18 protein-coding genes are annotated in these 15,493 nt (G+C 64.3%); 8 read left to right on the forward strand and 10 right to left on the reverse strand.

The genetic code is table 11. From position 1 onward, the window contains the following. Positions 1–122: 122 nt before the first annotated feature. Positions 123–1,121, forward strand: coding sequence for a LacI family DNA-binding transcriptional regulator (locus JY500_RS06575; protein ID WP_172203922.1), 999 nt, complete (start codon positions 123–125; stop codon positions 1,119–1,121). Positions 1,122–1,130: 9 nt separating this feature from the next. Here JY500_RS06575 and JY500_RS06580 read toward each other — a convergent pair whose 3' ends face one another. The 5 genes from JY500_RS06580 to JY500_RS06600 all read right to left on the reverse strand — a co-directional run bounded on the left by JY500_RS06580 (position 1,131) and on the right by JY500_RS06600 (position 3,866). After that, positions 1,131–2,117 (reverse strand): NAD(P)H-dependent glycerol-3-phosphate dehydrogenase, encoded by a 987-nt coding sequence (locus JY500_RS06580; RefSeq protein ID WP_206255624.1) that lies wholly within the window; start codon positions 2,115–2,117, stop codon positions 1,131–1,133. A 76-nt stretch (positions 2,118–2,193) separates the two neighbouring features. Then, positions 2,194–2,634, reverse strand: a complete 441-nt coding sequence (locus JY500_RS06585) for an SH3 domain-containing protein (RefSeq protein ID WP_172203918.1) — start codon at positions 2,632–2,634, stop codon at positions 2,194–2,196. 6 nt (positions 2,635–2,640) lie between these two features. Continuing rightward, positions 2,641–3,099: a protein-export chaperone SecB gene (gene secB / locus JY500_RS06590; RefSeq protein ID WP_172203916.1), complete on the reverse strand. Its 459-nt coding sequence runs from the start codon at positions 3,097–3,099 to the stop codon at positions 2,641–2,643. 81 nt (positions 3,100–3,180) lie between these two features. Continuing rightward, positions 3,181–3,447: a glutaredoxin 3 gene (gene grxC, locus JY500_RS06595; RefSeq protein ID WP_172203914.1), complete on the reverse strand. Its 267-nt coding sequence runs from the start codon at positions 3,445–3,447 to the stop codon at positions 3,181–3,183. 8 nt (positions 3,448–3,455) lie between these two features. Then, positions 3,456–3,866: a rhodanese-like domain-containing protein gene (locus tag JY500_RS06600; protein WP_206255626.1), complete on the reverse strand. Its 411-nt coding sequence runs from the start codon at positions 3,864–3,866 to the stop codon at positions 3,456–3,458. 156 nt (positions 3,867–4,022) lie between these two features. On the opposite strand from JY500_RS06600, the gene gpmA reads away from it, so the two are divergent. From gpmA to JY500_RS06625, 5 genes are all read left to right on the forward strand, one after another. Beyond that, positions 4,023–4,769, forward strand: coding sequence for a 2,3-diphosphoglycerate-dependent phosphoglycerate mutase (gpmA, locus tag JY500_RS06605; protein WP_172203910.1), 747 nt, complete (start codon positions 4,023–4,025; stop codon positions 4,767–4,769). 49 nt (positions 4,770–4,818) lie between these two features. Further along, positions 4,819–6,096 (forward strand): murein hydrolase activator EnvC family protein, encoded by a 1,278-nt coding sequence (locus tag JY500_RS06610; RefSeq protein ID WP_206255628.1) that lies wholly within the window; start codon positions 4,819–4,821, stop codon positions 6,094–6,096. Positions 6,097–6,151: 55 nt separating this feature from the next. After that, positions 6,152–7,552, forward strand: coding sequence for a S41 family peptidase (locus JY500_RS06615; protein ID WP_206256426.1), 1,401 nt, complete (start codon positions 6,152–6,154; stop codon positions 7,550–7,552). A gap of 85 nt (positions 7,553–7,637) precedes the next feature. Beyond that, the gene (locus JY500_RS06620) at positions 7,638–8,099 is read left to right on the forward strand and encodes a hypothetical protein (protein WP_246479815.1); all 462 of its coding nucleotides are present in this window, start codon (positions 7,638–7,640) and stop codon (positions 8,097–8,099) included. Between the two features lie 72 nt (positions 8,100–8,171). After that, on the forward strand, positions 8,172–8,924 hold the full coding sequence (locus tag JY500_RS06625) for a HesA/MoeB/ThiF family protein (RefSeq protein WP_206255630.1): 753 nt from the start codon (positions 8,172–8,174) through the stop codon (positions 8,922–8,924). Between the two features lie 22 nt (positions 8,925–8,946). On the opposite strand, the gene JY500_RS06630 is transcribed toward JY500_RS06625, so the two are convergent. The 5 genes from JY500_RS06630 to JY500_RS06650 form a co-directional block, all read right to left on the reverse strand. Continuing rightward, positions 8,947–9,294: a hypothetical protein gene (locus JY500_RS06630; RefSeq protein WP_206255632.1), complete on the reverse strand. Its 348-nt coding sequence runs from the start codon at positions 9,292–9,294 to the stop codon at positions 8,947–8,949. 104 nt (positions 9,295–9,398) lie between these two features. After that, entirely contained in the window at positions 9,399–10,496 is a 1,098-nt protein-coding gene (ribD, locus tag JY500_RS06635; protein ID WP_206255633.1) for a bifunctional diaminohydroxyphosphoribosylaminopyrimidine deaminase/5-amino-6-(5-phosphoribosylamino)uracil reductase RibD, read from the reverse strand. Then, the gene (gene nrdR, locus JY500_RS06640; RefSeq protein WP_172203902.1) at positions 10,493–10,969 is read right to left on the reverse strand and encodes a transcriptional regulator NrdR; all 477 of its coding nucleotides are present in this window, start codon (positions 10,967–10,969) and stop codon (positions 10,493–10,495) included. The genes ribD and nrdR overlap by 4 nt, the downstream gene beginning before the upstream one ends. 90 nt (positions 10,970–11,059) lie before the next feature. After that, the gene (gene glyA / locus JY500_RS06645) at positions 11,060–12,310 is read right to left on the reverse strand and encodes a serine hydroxymethyltransferase (RefSeq protein WP_172203899.1); all 1,251 of its coding nucleotides are present in this window, start codon (positions 12,308–12,310) and stop codon (positions 11,060–11,062) included. A 98-nt stretch (positions 12,311–12,408) separates the two neighbouring features. Then, positions 12,409–13,041 carry a histidine phosphatase family protein gene (locus JY500_RS06650; RefSeq protein WP_172203897.1) on the reverse strand — a complete coding sequence of 211 codons (633 nt, stop codon included), beginning with the start codon at positions 13,039–13,041 and terminating at the stop codon, positions 12,409–12,411. A gap of 129 nt (positions 13,042–13,170) precedes the next feature. Here JY500_RS06650 and JY500_RS06655 point away from each other — a divergent pair, with 129 nt between their 5' ends. Together JY500_RS06655 and JY500_RS06660 are read left to right on the forward strand one after the other, a co-directional pair. Further along, on the forward strand, positions 13,171–13,773 hold the full coding sequence (locus tag JY500_RS06655) for a TRAP transporter small permease subunit (protein WP_172203895.1): 603 nt from the start codon (positions 13,171–13,173) through the stop codon (positions 13,771–13,773). Continuing rightward, the gene (locus JY500_RS06660; RefSeq protein WP_206255635.1) at positions 13,773–15,455 is read left to right on the forward strand and encodes a TRAP transporter large permease; all 1,683 of its coding nucleotides are present in this window, start codon (positions 13,773–13,775) and stop codon (positions 15,453–15,455) included. The genes JY500_RS06655 and JY500_RS06660 overlap by 1 nt, the downstream gene beginning before the upstream one ends. Positions 15,456–15,493: the final 38 nt, after the last annotated feature.

A 15,493-nucleotide genomic window follows, 5' to 3' on the forward strand; every position in this document is an offset into this window, starting at 1 on the left:
GGATGGAGGTTGGGTCCGTGGCTAAAAGCGTTCCAGCAAGAAAATTGCTGCTCAGAACGCACACCTCCCGGGTTTTGGGGCAGAATGAATGCGTAATCGATTACATTGCGGCGGGGTAGGGCATGGCTCGGATCATTGATGTGGCGAAACACGCAGGGGTGTCTGTGGCCTCCGTCTCCCGCGTGCTGTCCGGCTTGCCTGGCGTCAGCGAAGACACCCGGGCGCGCGTCCAGGCCGCCGCGAAGGCGTTGAACTATCGGCCTGACCTGGCTGCGCGGCGACTACGCTCGCGCCGTACCGACACCATCGGGCTGATCGTGTCGGATATCCGTAACCCATTCTTTACCGAGGTCAGCCGCGCGGTGGAGGACATGGCCTACGAACACGGCCAGCGCGTGATCCTGTGCAATGCCGATGAGGACCCGGAGAAGGAGGCCTTCTATCTGGAGCTGATGCACAACGAGAACGTCAGCGGCGTGATCCTGTCGCCGACGCTGCAACTGCTCTCGCAGTTCCGCGCGAGCGACTACACCTTCCCGGTGGTGCTTGTGGACCGTTGCGAACGCAGCACCGAAGCCGACGCTGTCGTGCTCGACAACGTCGACGCGGCCTACCGCCTGACTGAACATCTGATCGAGCGCGGCCACCGCCGCATCGCCTTTCTGTATGGTGCGGGCAGTGCGACGGGCCAGCAGCGGAACGAGGGCTACTCTCTGGCGATGGCGCGCGCCGGATTGGCTGCACAAGCCTCCGCCTTGCGGCCGGTGGTGGCCGATGCGCGCGATGCCGCGCTTGAGCTCCTCGCCGGTCGGCAGCCGCCCGAGGCGCTCATGGCAAGCAACGGCCTGCTATTGCTCGGGGTTGCAGAAGCGGTGCGGGAGCTGGGCCTGCCGTGCCCGGAACGTATCGCCGTGGCAGGCTTCGATGACCTGCCTTGGGTCCGCTTGGTGGATCCGGGCTTTACGGTGATTGCACAGCCCACCTACGACATCGGGCATGCCGCGATCGAATTGCTGTTGCAGCGCATAGCGCAGCCCTCGCAGGCGGTTCGCCGCGTGGTGCTGCGCGGTGAGCTGATCGTCCGTGGTTCTACGGCGCAGCGCGTCACCGCGCCGGCCTGAGGGCCGCGATCAGCCTTCGATCTTGGGGTCGCGCGCGAGCAGGCGCTCGACCGCTTCGCGTGGCGGCAATCCCTCGTGCAGCACGGCGTCGACCGCCGCGGTGATCGGCATGTCCACGCCGAGCCTGCGCGCCAGCGCGGCCACTTCACGCGCAGTCGGTACCCCTTCGGCGACATGGCCCAGGCTGTCGAGGATCTCGTCGAGCTTGCGGCCTTCGGCCAGGGCGAGGCCGACGCGGCGGTTGCGCGACAGATCGCCGGTACATGTGAGGATGAGGTCGCCTACGCCAGCGAGGCCGCTGAAGGTTTCACGACGCCCGCCAAGTGCGAGGCCGAGGCGCGTGATCTCCGCCAGGCCGCGCGTGATCAGCGCGGCGCGGGCGTTGAGCCCGAAGCCCATGCCGTCGCAGATGCCGGTTGCAATCGCCAGCACATTCTTCACCGCACCGGACACCTCGGCGCCGACTACGTCGTCCGCCGCGTAGATGCGCAGCCGGTTGTGATGCAGCTGTGCCGCCCAATGCGTTGCAAAAGCGAGCGAATTGCCGGCAAGCGTGACGGCGCCTGGAAGCCCGGCCGCGACTTCCTGCGCAAAACTCGGGCCGGTCAGCACTGCAACCGGGTGCTCGGCACCAAGCTCTTCCGCCGCAATATCGTGTGGCAGCTTGCCGGTGCCGACCTCGAGCCCCTTGCAGGCCCAGATTACCGGGAGCGACGGCGCCAGCTCGGCGACCGAGCGAAGGCAGAAACGCAGGCCGGCCGTGGGTGTGACAACCAGCACCAGGTCCGCGCCGGAGAATGCTTCGGCGTGCGAGTCGACAACGTCGACCGATGCTGGCAGTTTCACGCCGGGTAGCAACGGATTCTCGCGCGAGCTGCGCAACTGCGCCTGGAGGTCGGTCTCCCGCCCCCACAGTGCGATCGAATGGCGCGCGGAAAAGCTGAGGGCCAGTGCAGTCCCCCAAGCGCCCGAACCCAGGATGGCGATGCGGCTCATGGTGCTTTCACTCTAGGCTGGTTGGCGGGAAAGTGCGTGGCAGGCAGCGCGCTGGCGCTGCCGCACGCTGGGGGCATCAGTCGCCCCAGACATCCTGGGCGCGGGCGAAGCCGCTTGCGCCGTCGCGATGTTTGACGCGGACCCAGCCGGAACTCAGCTTCTCGCCGAACTCGAGGATGACATCCTTCTCGGCGCGGAAAGCCACCGGGCTGGCGGCGTCGGCCTGCTGGTAGATGTCGGCGGTGGCCGCGGTGACGATCACGGTGCGGGCATTGGCGAGCGATTTACGCTCGATCCAAGCGATGCCACCCGATGCGTCACGGACCTTGGCCCACTGATCCAGCCCGACGATCAGTTCGACCGGCGTACCGCGCTGGATCACGAAGAGCTTCTTGCCTTGCTTCGAGGGTGCGTCGTAGAGCACCGCCACCTCGTTCACGGCACGGAATTCAAGCGCCGCCGCGGCGCCCGGAAAGGCGATCGCGGCGGCGGACAGCCAGGCTGCAAGTGCGCGCATGCGTGATTACTGGATCACCACGTCGCTGCCAGCGGCTTGCTGCTGTTCCTGGCGGGCCTGGTACAGCGCTTCGAAGTTCACCGGGGCCAGCAGGATCGGCTGGAAGCCGGCGCGGGTGATCGCGTCGGAGACGGCTTCACGGGCGTACGGGAAGAGGATGTTGGCGCAGCCGATCATCGTCACCGGCTGAACATCGGCTTCGGCGAAGTTGCGGATCTGGAACACGCCGCACTGGGCGACTTCAACCAGGAATACGGTCTTCTCGCCCGAGGTGGCCTTGACGGTGACGTTCACCACGACGTTGTAGTAGCCGTCGTCAACCTTGTTGGCGGCGGTGTTCAGCTCGACGGCGATCTGCGGCGCTTCGCGCTCGAGGAAGATCTGCGGCGCGTTCGGCACCTCGATCGAGAGATCCTTGACGTAGAGTTTTTCGATCGAGAAGACCGGTTGTGCTTGTTCGCTCATTTTTTACTGCCTGGTGTGGTGATGTTGAATGGGGCGCAGGCGAGGGGCCTGCAAACGAAACTGGATTATGCCCGACCGCGTTCAGGCGTCCGGGCCGGCAAGCAGCGGATCAAGCTCGCCGGCATGATCCAGTGCATACAAGTCGTCGCAGCCGCCAATGTGGCGTTCGCCGATGAAGATCTGCGGCACGGTACGCCGGCCGGTGATCTCCATCATGTGGTCGCGCTGGGCGGGATCAAGGTCGATGCGGATCTTTTCGATCTCGCTCACGCCCTTGCGCCGCAACAGCTGCTCGGCGCGCACGCAGAACGGGCACACGGCGGTGGCGTACATCACGACTTTTGCCATGGCGTGCCTCAGCCCTTGACGACCGGGTGGTTGTCCTTGCGCCACAGGGCGATGCCGCCAGAAAGGTTGTAGGCCTTCTCAATGCCGGCTGCCTTCAGCGTGCTCAGCGCGCTATTGGAACGCGCGCCGCTCTGGCAGACCAAGATGATCGGCTTGTTCTTGAACTTCGCCAGTTCGCCGGCGCGCTTTGCCAGTTCGCCGAGCGGAATGTTTCGCGCATTCGGCAGGTGGCCGCTGGCGAACTCGTCCGCCTCGCGCACATCCACGACGATTGCATTCTCACGGTTGATCAGAAGTGTGGCCTCGACCGGCGTGACGCCGCTGGCGCCCCCGCGGCCACGCATGAATTCGGCAATCAGCATGGCGCCAGAGACGACAGTGATCACGACAAGGAAGACGTTTTGCTTGATGAACTCCATGATCCAACTCAGAAAGCGGCCTAAAAGCGGGAGGTGCGGTGGCCGAATCCGATAAAATACCACCATCTCGCGCAGGACGCCTTTGACGGGCTTCCGTTCCAGACCGGGCGCGGTTGATGTGTCCCCCTAGCAAAAACACGTGTTTCAGGAGTCTGTATGTACAAGATCGTTCTGATGCGCCATGGTGAGTCCACCTGGAACCTCGAAAACCGCTTCACCGGCTGGACCGACGTGGACCTGACCCCGAAGGGCGTCGAGGAAGCCAAGACCGCCGGCAAGCTGCTGAAGGAAAAGGGCTACTCGTTTGATCTGGCCTTCACTTCGGTGCTCAAGCGCGCGAACAAGACGCTCAATACCGTGCTGGAAGAAATCGACCAGCTGTGGCTGCCGGTGGTGCACTCGTGGCGCCTGAATGAGCGTCACTACGGCGCGCTGCAAGGCCTCGACAAGGGCGAGACCGCGGCCAAGTTCGGTGACGAGCAAGTCAAGATCTGGCGCCGTTCGTACGACGTACCGCCGCCCGCGCTGGAAGAAGGCGATGCACGCCTGAACACCAACGACCCGCGCTACCACGACCTGCCGGCCGCCGAATTCCCGCGCACCGAGTGCCTGAAGGATACGGTTGCCCGTTTCGTGCCGTACTGGCTCGAAACCATTGCGCCGGAAGTGAAGGCTGGCAAGCGCGTGATCATCGCCGCCCACGGCAACAGCCTGCGTGCGCTGATCAAGTACCTCGACAACATGTCGGAAGCCGAGATCCTCGAGCTGAACATCCCGACGGCCCAGCCGCTGGTGTATGAGCTCGACGCCGACCTCAAGCCGATCAAGCACTACTACCTCGCTGATCCGGACGTGATCGCCGCTGCTGCAGCGGCTGTTGCGAACCAGGGCAAGGCCAAGTAAGACCGGCTGGTTCGTGATTCGATCCTTACCGATCGGGGCGAGGGGCGCTTTGGCGCTCCTCGCCCTTTTGTTTGCGACCGCCGGCAGTGCGGCGACGCGCAACACCGCAGAGATCGACGCCCGCAAGGCCGATCTCGATGAACTCCACCAGCGGATTCGTGGGCTGCAGGAGGAAATCGCCTCATCCGAAGCGTCGCGTAGCGAGGCCGCAGATGAGCTTTCCGGGGCAGAGAAGGCGATTTCCGCCGCGCGTCGTCGCCTGCGCGAGATCGCAGCCGAGCGGGCCGCGACCGAAGCCGAGATTGCGCAGCGCGAAGCTGAACGCGACGCCGTCGCGGCAAAGTTGGAGGCCCAGCGCAAGGCGCTCGGCGACACACTCTTTCGTTACTATGTGTTCGGCCGCCGTGCCGGCACGCGCGCCCTGCTGAGTGCGGATGATCCGAACCAGATCGCGCGCGATGCGTACTACCTTGAGCGTCTCGCCGAGGCGCGCCAGCGTGAGATCGAAGCGGCCCGCCAAACACTCGCCGAGCACGAACGCCTGATCGAGGAGGTCCGTCAGCGGCGCGAGCAAGTCGCGGCACTCGAGCGCGAGCAGGCCGCGGAGACCGCCGAACTGCAACGTGAGCAGAAGCGGCGAGCCGAAGTGCTCGCGCGGATTCAGGACAAGATCAAGGCGCAGCGGCGCGAGGTCAGCTCACTCAAACAGGATGAGAAGCGGCTCGGCAAGCTGCTAGATGGCCTTTCGCGCCTGCCGCCACCCCGTAAGCCGGTGAAGCCCAAGCCGGCAGCAAAACCGGCACCCGAAGTCGCCGTAAAACCGCCGGCCGAGCGCTCGCCGACGACAGGTGCCAAAACGCCGGAAGCGCCAGCAAGCGAACCGGTAACCGGCAAGGCCGAGGAATCTGCCGACGACAGCGTGCCGTCGATCGCCTTCGGCGAATTGAAGGGCAAACTCAAATGGCCGGTGCGCGGTGAACTTGTCGGCCGTTTTGGGGCTCCAAGGGCGGAAGGCGGCGCGCAATGGAAGGGCGTCTTTATCCGCGTCGCGAGCGGCGACGTCCGCGCAGTTGCCGCTGGTCGGGTGGTATACGCCGACTGGCTGCGCGGCTTCGGCAACTTGGTCATCATCGACCACGGCGATGGTTATATGACTGTCTACGGCAACAACGAGGCGCTCTACAAACCGGCTGGCACCTCGGTGCGCGCCGGCGACCCGATCGCGAGCATTGGCGCAAGCGGGGGCAGCGAGGAATCGGGTTTATACTTTGAAATCAGGCATCACGGTCAGGCGCAGGATCCCGCGAAATGGGTCGGATCGCGTTGAAGAACCAGTGAGCCGGACCGATACAACAGAGAACCAGATGGCACAGGAAACAAAGATGCGCGGCAAGTTGCAGCAGGCGGGGTTGGTGATGGTTGGCTTGTGCGCGGGTGTTGCACTGAGCCTCAACTATTCCGCCAGCGCCAACAAAGAAGCCGCTGCGCCGCTGCCGGTGGAAGAGCTGCGCGCCTTCGCCGAGGTGTTCAACGCCATCAAACAGGGCTACGTCGAGCCGGTCGAGGACAAGAAGCTGATCACCAACGCGATCAGCGGCATGCTCTCCGGCCTTGACCCGCATTCGACCTATCTCGACCCGGAGGCCTACAAGGATCTGCAGGTCGGCACGCAGGGCGAGTTTGGCGGGTTGGGCATCGAAGTCGGCATGGAAGACGGCTTCGTCAAGGTCATCTCGCCGATCGAAGATACGCCGGCCTTCCGCGCCGGGGTGCGCCCGGGTGATCTGATCATCAAGCTCGACGACACTGCGGTGAAGGGCATGACCCTGAACGATGCGGTAAAGAAGATGCGCGGCAAGCCGAAGACCTCGATCAAGCTGACGATCGCTCGCAAGGGTGAGAACAAGCCGATTGAGCTGACGTTGATGCGCGAAGTGATTCAGGTGCAAAGCGTGAAGGCGCGGATGGTCGAGCCGGGCATTGCCTACCTGCGCGTTGCACAGTTCCAGGAAAACACCGCGCCGGCGATCGCCAAGGAGCTGACCAAGCTCGACAAGCAGGGCATCAAGGCGATTGTGCTGGATCTGCGCAACGATCCGGGCGGCTTGCTGCATGCCGCCGTCGGTGTGTCTGGTGCCTTCCTGCCGGCGCAGGCGCTGGTGGTGTCGACCGACGGCCGCACCGACGATTCGCGTCACAAGTTCTACGTTGCACCGCAAGACTACCTGCGTGGCAGCAAGGATGACTTCCTGAAGACGGTGCCGGCCGCCGCGAAGAGCGCGCCGATGGTGGTGCTCGTGAACGGTGCGAGTGCGTCAGCGTCCGAAATCGTTGCTGGCGCGCTGCAGGATCACAAGCGCGCCGTGGTGGTCGGGACGCAGACCTTCGGCAAGGGCTCGGTGCAGAGCATCCTGCCGCTGGCCGGCAACACCGCGATCAAACTGACGACAGCGCGTTACTACACGCCTAGCGGCCGCTCGATCCAGGCCAAGGGCATCGCGCCGGATATCGTGGTCGATGACACGCCGAATGGCTCGTTCCAGCGCTTGCGCGAAGCGGACCTGGAGCGTCATCTGGAAACCCCGGCCGCGGCGCCGGAAGCCGCGCCAGCGAAGGCCGAGCCAAGCGCCAAGGCGAAGCCGGCGGGCAAGGGCAAGGAGAAGGACGGTGAGGAGCAGGATGCGCCGCTCGCACCGTTTGAAATCGGTGGCAAGAACGACCATCAACTGGCGCAAGCGCTCAACGTGCTGAAGGGCATGCAGATCGTCCAGAAGACACGCTGAAGCCGCATGTCACGTCGCGCCGGACGCGGTTCGGTGCGACGTGGCGTGGGGGAGCGCGGCGCCGGCAAACGAGGGAGGATTGGCCATGTTGGAACGCGACAAGGCTTACCGGCTCGCCGGCAGGAAACACAGGGCGCACAGCCTCAACTGCGACGCCGAGGTGCTGCGCAAGCGCCGCGAAGTGCGTTTTCATGTCGAGCCCGCGGGGCAGTCAGAACAGGCTCTGCTGCGGCTGACGTCGGTGCCGGGGCTGGTGGTGGAGCGCGGCCTGCGGCCCGAGTCGCTGTGGATCACGTACTCACTGGCCGACCATTCCCTGGAAGAGGTTGAGGGGCTTCTGGTGAGCATGGGCTTTCACCTCGACCCGTCGTTCTACACGCGCATCCACAATGCCGTGATCCACTACTGTGAAGACACGCAGCTGCGGAACCTCCGCTCGCCCGAGCGGTTGATCAAGAAATCAAACGAGGTCTATGTGAAAGCTTGGGAGCATCACCCGCATGGCGATCACGACGACACGCCGGCCGAACTGCGCGAGTACAAATAGCGCGGCCGCGGTGCAGCTAGACCCGACGGCGCGGAAACACTCCGCGCCGTTTTTGTATCTGGAATTGGGCCCATGAACGACGAACAACTGCTGCGTTACTCCCGCCATATCCTGCTGCCCGAAATCGATATTGCCGGGCAGGCGGCGATTTGCGCTGCGCGCGTGCTGGTGGTCGGGGCTGGCGGCCTCGGTTCGCCGGCTGCGCTTTACCTGGCATCGGCCGGGGTCGGTACGCTAGTGCTGGCGGATGGCGACGAGGTTGATCTGACCAACCTGCAGCGGCAGATCCTGCATACCCAGGCGACGGTGGGTCAGCCGAAGGTCGTGTCCGGCGAGCGCGCGTTGCGGGCGTTGAACCCCGAGATCGAGATCGTTGCCTTGCAGGCACGGCTTGAGGGTGCTGCGCTCGACGAGGAAGTCGAGAAGGCCGATGTGGTGCTCGATTGCTGCGACAACTTCGCCACCCGCCATGCAGTGAATCGGGCCTGTGTGCGCTTCCGCAAACCGCTGGTGTCGGGCGCTGCGATCCGATTCGACGGCCAGATCAGCGTCTTCGACCTCCGCCGGGACGGCGCACCGTGCTACCACTGCCTGTTTCCGGAAGGCGAATCATTGGAGGAGTTGCGCTGCGCGGTGACCGGCGTGTTCGCGCCGCTCACCGGTATTGTCGGCGCTACACAAGCGGCGGAAGCGCTCAAGTTGCTTGCCGGTTGCGGCGAGTCGCTGGTGGGGCGTTTGCTGTTGCTTGACGCGCTCGCAATGCGCTGGCGTGAGGTGCGCTATCCGCGCGACACAACATGCGCTGTTTGTGGCGCTGCGAGCTGACAGGGACCCGGGCGCCGTCGGTTTATTTGTCTCGCGCTTGCGTCACATGCCACGCGAAGCAGGCGGCGAGCTTGGCTGGCAAGCCAGGTAGATCCTTTTGCAGCCAAGCAATGATCTCTGGCCCTTCATCGAAGGTGGCGGCGCCCGCCCAGTCGGCCAGGTAGGCCGGTCGCCTGTCCGGACGGCCGTCGTAAAAGAGGAAGGCCTCGTCAGAGATGGTCGTGTTCACATAGACGATGCGCCATCGCCCAACTCGGAATTGTTGCAAGATGTCGTCAGGTGCGAGTGAGATCGTCGTGCCCAGCGGCGCGGCGAGTTGCGCATTGAGATGAGCTTCGACCGCGGGGCGGAAGGCTTGCCGTTGTGTCATGGTCAGGCTGCGGTCTACGCCGGAGCAGGGCGATGCGTTTGCCGCGACCGAAATGACCGACAGCCCGACGAAGGCGGCGCTTGCAAGCAATGGCCGAAGCGGCTTCACGGACGCAGCGTCAGCCGCAGATCATCACCAAGCTTGCGGGCGTCCGCCCAGCGCATTCGAGCAACATCGCCCATTGCGCTGATCGACGGTAGGTCGGCGAGTGCGCGGGCGTCGTGCCCCATCAGACACGGCGCCAGGTAGAGCAGGATTTCGTCCGCCAGGCCGGCAGCGATGACGGCACCTGACAGGCGCGCACCGGCCTCGACCATCAGCTCATTAACGCCGCGCTGAGCGAGTTCTGCGAACAATGCCGGAAGGTCTACCCGGCCCGCGGCATCGATCGGACATGTGAGCAAGGTCGCGCCGGCCGCGCGCAGTGCATCCGCCTTTGGTCCCTGCGGGTTTGCCGTGGCGACCCAGACATCGCTGCCATTGAACAGCGCGGCCGTTGGCGGGGTATCGAGTCGCGCGTCCACAACCACGCGTTTGGGCTGGCGCGTGGTCGCGACATGCCGCACGTTCAGTTGCGGGTTGTCCGCGAGCACCGTGCCGATACCGGTTAGCACTGCGCAGGCGCTCGCCCGCCAGTGATGTACATCGCGCCGTGCGGCCTCGCCGGTGATCCATTGGCTCTGGCCATTCGCGAGTGCGGTACGGCCGTCGGCCGACGCAGCGATCTTCACGCGTACCCAAGGGCGCCCACGCGTCATGCGCGACACGAATCCGGCGTTGAGTTCGCGCGCGTCGCCAGCGAGCAGGCCGCTGGCGGTGGCGATGCCGGCTTCGTTGAGCCGACGCAACCCGTTGCCGCTCACCAGCGGATTCGGATCTTCCATCGCCGAGACGACGCGGCCGAGTCCGGCGCGCACCAGCGCGTCCGCACAAGGCGGGGTGCGACCGAAGTGGCTGCAGGGTTCGAGTGTGACGTAGGCGGTGGCGCCGCGGACGTCTTCGCCGCGTGCGGCGGCGTCGTTCAGCGCCTGGATCTCGGCATGATTCTGGCCGGCCGGTTGCGTCCAGCCTTCACCGACGATGCGGCCGTCGCGCACGATCACGCAGCCGACGCGGGGGTTGGGCGAGGTGATGTAGCGGCCGCGCTCTGCAAGTTGCAGCGCGCGTGCCATGTAGCGATGGTCGTCGCTGCTGAAGCTCACTCGGCGGCCTTGGCGCGGCGCGCGCGGGTACTGACTTCGCGGATCACCTCGGAAAACTCTTCCGCGTCTTCGAAGTTCCGATACACCGATGCGAAGCGGATGTAGGCAACCTTGTCGAGCTTCTTCAGTTCGCGCATCACCAGTTCACCGAGCTTCTCACTCGGGATCTCGCGTTCGCCCAGCGACAGCAGTTTTTCCTCGATGCGGCTGATCGCGGAATCGACGCTCTCGGCCGTGACCGGGCGCTTGCGCAGCGCGAGCTTCATGCTGGCACGCAGTTTTTCGTGGTCGTACTCGGTGCGGCTGCCATTGCGCTTGACCACCTGCGGCATGCGCAATTCGATCCGTTCGTAGGTCGTGAAGCGCTTGTCGCAATGCAGGCAGCGACGGCGGCGGCGGACGATGTCGCCTTCCTCGTTCTCACGGGTGTCGGTGACCTGCGTGGACGGGGTGCTGCAGAAGGGACATTTCATGGCTGGCTGGGCGCTCGTAACAGGTTCTGGATGTGAAACGGGCGCCGCAATGCGGCGCCCGTCGAGTCTAGCGGTGTCGAGGCGTGCTCGTCACGCGCCGTAGACCGGGAACTTCTTGCACAGCGCGGACACTTCTTCGCGCACGCGGGCCAGCACCGCTTCGTCGGCCGGCGCATCCAGCACATCGGCGATCAGGTGTGCCACGCGTTCGGCTTCGATTTCGGTGAAGCCGCGGGTGGTCATCGCCGGCGAGCCGATGCGGATGCCGCTGGTGACGAAGGGCTTCTCCGGGTCCTTCGGGATCGCGTTCTTGTTTACCGTGATGTGGGCACGGCCCAATGCCGCTTCAGCGTCCTTGCCGGTGATGTTCTTGGCTCGCAGATCAACCAGGAAAACATGGCTCTCGGTACGGCCGGAGATGATGCGCAGGCCGCGTTGTTCCGACAGCACGCGCGCCATCACGCGGGCGTTGTTGATGACTTGTTCCTGGTAGTGCTTGAACTCGGGCGTCAGCGCTTCCTTGAAGGCAACGGCCTTCGCGGCAATCACGTGCTCGAGCGGGCCGCCCTGCAGGCCCGGGAAGATGGCGGAGTTGATCGCCTTCTCGTGCTCGGCCTTCATCAGGATCACGCCACCGCGCGGGCCGCGCAGCGTCTTGTGCGTGGTCGAGGTGACGACGTCGGCGTGCGGCACCGGGTTCGGATAGCAACCGGCGGCGATCAGGCCAGCGTAGTGCGCCATGTCGACCCAGAAAATCGCGCCGACTTCCTTCGCGATTTTGGCGAAGCGTTCGAAGTCGATACGCAGCGAGTAGGCCGAGGCGCCGGCCACGATGATGCGCGGCTTGTGCTCACGCGCCAGCGCTTCCATCGCCTCGTAGTCGATCTCTTCTTTCGCGTCGAGGCCGTAGGCGACGACGTTGAACCACTTGCCGGACATGTTCAGCGGCATGCCGTGCGTCAGGTGGCCGCCTTCTGCGAGGCTCATGCCCATGATCGTGTCGCCCGGCTTGGCGAAGGCCATCAGCACGGCCTGGTTGGCCTGCGAACCGGAGTTCGGCTGAACGTTGGCGGCATCGGCACCGAAGACCTTCTTCAGGCGATCGATTGCCAGCTGCTCGACCACGTCGACATGCTCGCAGCCGCCGTAGTAGCGCTTGCCGGGGTAACCCTCAGCGTACTTGTTGGTGAGCTGGGAGCCCTGGGCTTCCATCACCGCAGCACTGACGTAGTTTTCGGAGGCGATCAGCTCGATGTGATCTTCCTGGCGGCGGTTTTCCGCTTCGATCGCGGCCCAGAGTTCCGGATCGACTTTGGCAAGGGTCTGCTGCTTTGAGAACATGGCGATGTTGGTCTGGCAGTGGGGTAAAACGCGAATTTTAGCACGCGACAGGTGCTTGTTTCCTCAGGTTTTTTGCAGCGCGGCAAGGCGCTGGCGCCTCATGGCAGTTCGTCCAGCGCACGATCGAGGTGGCTGCGTTCGTCCCACACCAGAATCCGCCAATCGCCGTCTTCACGCATCAGCCAATTTACGGTGGCGTTGCTGATCGGGAAATCGCGCCGCTTTTCGAGCGGCAGATCGGCCGCCACGCGATGCGCCATGTCGAGCACGCCGCCATGCGTGGCAACCAGTACGCTGCCGCCAGGGTGTGCGTCGGCGATCCGGTTGAGGGCGTCACGCACGCGTGCGAGGAACACGTTCAGGCTCTCGCCGCCACCCGGGAAGTCGGCATCCGGCACGCGCGTCTCGAAGTGCGTGTAAGCCTCGGGAAAGCGTGCCCGGGCTTCATCGTAGGTCAGCGCCTGGAAGTCGCCGTAGTGGCGTTCACGCAACAGCGGATCGAGTCGAACCGGCAGATGCAGGCGGTGCGCGACCGCTTCGGCGGTTTGCCGGGCACGCCCGAGGTCGCTCGAGTAGATCGCATCGAACTGTTCGTCGGCGAGGCTCTGCGCGAGCAGGCGGGCTTGTTCGAGTCCCGTGTGGTTGAGCGGGATGTCGGTGTGGCCCTGAATGCGGCGAGCGACGTTCCAGTCGGTTTCGCCGTGGCGGATCAGGCAGAGGCGTGCGGTCATGCGGAGGTGGTATCCATCTGGGTGCGAAGCTGGATTTTATGTCTTGCGCCCGCCGATGCCATACTTGCGCCACAACGATAAACGCGCCCCAACACGAGGGTGCGTCACCACCAGTGAGGAGACATAACCTTGGGCATTCTGCTGCGGCTATCCCGCTTGATCGATCTGCTCAACGAGCGGATCGCGCGTGCCGCGTTCTGGCTGATCCTGATCATGACCCTGATCAGCGCCGGCAACGCGGTGGTACGCAAGCTCTTCAACATGAGCTCCAACTCGCTGCTGGAAATCCAGTGGTACCTGTTTTCCGGCGTGTTCCTGCTGTGCGCTGCGTTTGCCTTGCAGAAGAACGCTCACGTCCGCATCGATGTGATCTACGGCAAGTTCTCCAAGCGCACGCAGATGTGGATCGACATCTTCGGCACCGTGTTCTTCCTGTTTCCGATGGCCTTCATCATTCTCAAGCTGTCGTGGCCGGTGTTCATGACCAGCCTGCAGAGCGGTGAGACTTCGGCCAACGCAGGCGGCCTGAAGCTGTGGCCCGCGCGCCTGATCCTGCCGGTGGGCGTGTTCCTGCTGATCCTGCAGGGCTTCTCGGAGATCTTCAAACGGCTCGCCTTCCTTACCGGTCATGGCCCTGACCCGAGCGAAGGGATTGTCGGGCCTTCCGAAGAGGAAGAGCTGGCCGAGGAGATCCGCAAGATGCGTGGTCTGGCGGAAGGGGAGGGCAAGTAATGGACTTCCTCATCCACAACATCGCGCCGATCATCTTCCTGTCGATGGTCGTGATGCTGCTGGTCGGCTACCCCGTGGCCTTCGCGCTGGCGGCGACCGGCGTCGTGTTCGGGCTGGTCGGCATCGAACTCGGGCTGCTGCAGCCGTCGCTGTTCCAGGCCTTGCCGGACCGGATCTGGGGGGTGATGAGCAATGACACGCTGCTCGCGATCCCGTTCTTCACCTTCATGGGGCTGATTCTTGAACGCAGCGGCATGGCGGAGGATCTGCTCGAAACCATCGGCCAACTGTTCGGCCCGGTGCGGGGTGGTCTCGCTTTTGCGGTGATCTTTGTCGGCGCGATGCTGGCGGCAACCACCGGCGTGGTGGCGGCGTCAGTGATCTCGATGGGCCTCATTTCGCTGCCGATCATGCTGCGCTACGGCTACGACAAGCGGCTTGCGTCCGGGGTGATCGCTGCATCCGGCACGCTGGCACAGATCATTCCGCCTTCGCTGGTGCTGATCATCATGGCCGACCAGCTCGGGCGCTCGGTGGGCGATATGTACAAGGGCGCCTTCATCCCCGGCTTCGTGCTCACCGGCTTGTATGTGGGTTACATCATCCTGGTCACGATGGTGCGCCCTGCATGGGCACCAGCGCTGCCCGCCGAAGCCCGCACCATCCGCGAGCCGGACGGCAAGAGCGGGCTGCGTTCGCTGGCGGTGCTGGTGGCGCTGGCGGTTGCGGCTGCCGTGGCGTTCGAGCACTGGTACTACGCCAACAAGCCGGACGCGCCGACCGACGAGAAGATCGTCATGGTGATGGCGTCCGGGGTGATCTTCGCGTTTCTGCTTGCCCTGATCAACAAGCTGTTGCGGATCGGCCTGCTGTCACGCATGGCGGAGCAAGTGACCTTCGTGCTGATCCCGCCGCTGCTGCTGATCTTCCTGGTGCTGGGCACGATCTTCCTCGGCATTGCAACGCCGACCGAAGGCGGCGCGATGGGGGCCACCGGTGCGCTGATCATGGCGGTGATGCGTAAGCGCCTGGACAGCAAGCTCCTGAGGCAGGCGATGGAATCCACCGCCAAGCTGACGGCCTTTGTGGTCTTCATCCTCGTTGGTGCACGGGTGTTCAGCCTGACCTTCTATGGCGTGGACGGTCACAAGTGGGTCGAGCATCTGCTGCTGGATCTGCCGGGCGGCCAGGTTGGTTTCCTGATCGTCGTGAACATCCTGGTGTTCCTGCTCGCGTTCTTCCTCGACTTCTTTGAACTCTCGTTCATCGTTGTGCCGCTGCTCGGGCCGGTGGCCGAGAAGCTGGGGATCGATCTGATCTGGTTTGGCGTGTTGCTGGGTGTGAACATGCAGACCTCGTTCATGCACCCGCCTTTCGGATTCGCATTGTTCTACCTGCGTTCGGTGGCGCCTGCGAGCGTGCGAACGACCGACATCTACTGGGGGGCGGTGCCCTTTGTGGTGATCCAGGTCATCATGGTGGGGCTGGTAATCGTGTTCCCCGGCATGGTGACGATGGGCCTGGACAAGAAGGTCGACGTCGATGTCGATAAGGTGCAGATCGACGTGCCGCTGGAACAGATGGATGCACCGGAGCTGACGCCGCCGCCTGCGGAAGAATCGGCGCCGGATATTCCTCCGCCCGATATCCCGCCGCCCGAGCCGGATGCGACAAACAAGTAGGCGAAATGAAAAGGCCCGCGAGATTCGCGGGCCTTTTT

Origin of the sequence: Niveibacterium microcysteis (assembly GCF_017161445.1) — a bacterium.
Lineage (GTDB): Bacteria > Pseudomonadota > Gammaproteobacteria > Burkholderiales > Rhodocyclaceae > Niveibacterium > Niveibacterium microcysteis.

Coding starts and splice junctions, on each gene's coding strand:
- JY500_RS06575 (WP_172203922.1), top strand. CDS start 123: ATGGCTCGGATCATTGATGTGGCGAAACACGCAGGGGTGTCTGTGGCC.
- JY500_RS06580 (WP_206255624.1), bottom strand. CDS start 2,117: ATGAGCCGCATCGCCATCCTGGGTTCGGGCGCTTGGGGGACTGCACTG.
- JY500_RS06585 (WP_172203918.1), bottom strand. CDS start 2,634: ATGCGCGCACTTGCAGCCTGGCTGTCCGCCGCCGCGATCGCCTTTCCG.
- secB (WP_172203916.1), bottom strand. CDS start 3,099: ATGAGCGAACAAGCACAACCGGTCTTCTCGATCGAAAAACTCTACGTC.
- grxC (WP_172203914.1), bottom strand. CDS start 3,447: ATGGCAAAAGTCGTGATGTACGCCACCGCCGTGTGCCCGTTCTGCGTG.
- JY500_RS06600 (WP_206255626.1), bottom strand. CDS start 3,866: ATGGAGTTCATCAAGCAAAACGTCTTCCTTGTCGTGATCACTGTCGTC.
- gpmA (WP_172203910.1), top strand. CDS start 4,023: ATGTACAAGATCGTTCTGATGCGCCATGGTGAGTCCACCTGGAACCTC.
- JY500_RS06615 (WP_206256426.1), top strand. CDS start 6,152: ATGCGCGGCAAGTTGCAGCAGGCGGGGTTGGTGATGGTTGGCTTGTGC.
- JY500_RS06620 (WP_246479815.1), top strand. CDS start 7,638: ATGTTGGAACGCGACAAGGCTTACCGGCTCGCCGGCAGGAAACACAGG.
- JY500_RS06625 (WP_206255630.1), top strand. CDS start 8,172: ATGAACGACGAACAACTGCTGCGTTACTCCCGCCATATCCTGCTGCCC.
- JY500_RS06630 (WP_206255632.1), bottom strand. CDS start 9,294: ATGACACAACGGCAAGCCTTCCGCCCCGCGGTCGAAGCTCATCTCAAT.
- nrdR (WP_172203902.1), bottom strand. CDS start 10,969: ATGAAATGTCCCTTCTGCAGCACCCCGTCCACGCAGGTCACCGACACC.
- glyA (WP_172203899.1), bottom strand. CDS start 12,310: ATGTTCTCAAAGCAGCAGACCCTTGCCAAAGTCGATCCGGAACTCTGG.
- JY500_RS06650 (WP_172203897.1), bottom strand. CDS start 13,041: ATGACCGCACGCCTCTGCCTGATCCGCCACGGCGAAACCGACTGGAAC.
- JY500_RS06660 (WP_206255635.1), top strand. CDS start 13,773: ATGGACTTCCTCATCCACAACATCGCGCCGATCATCTTCCTGTCGATG.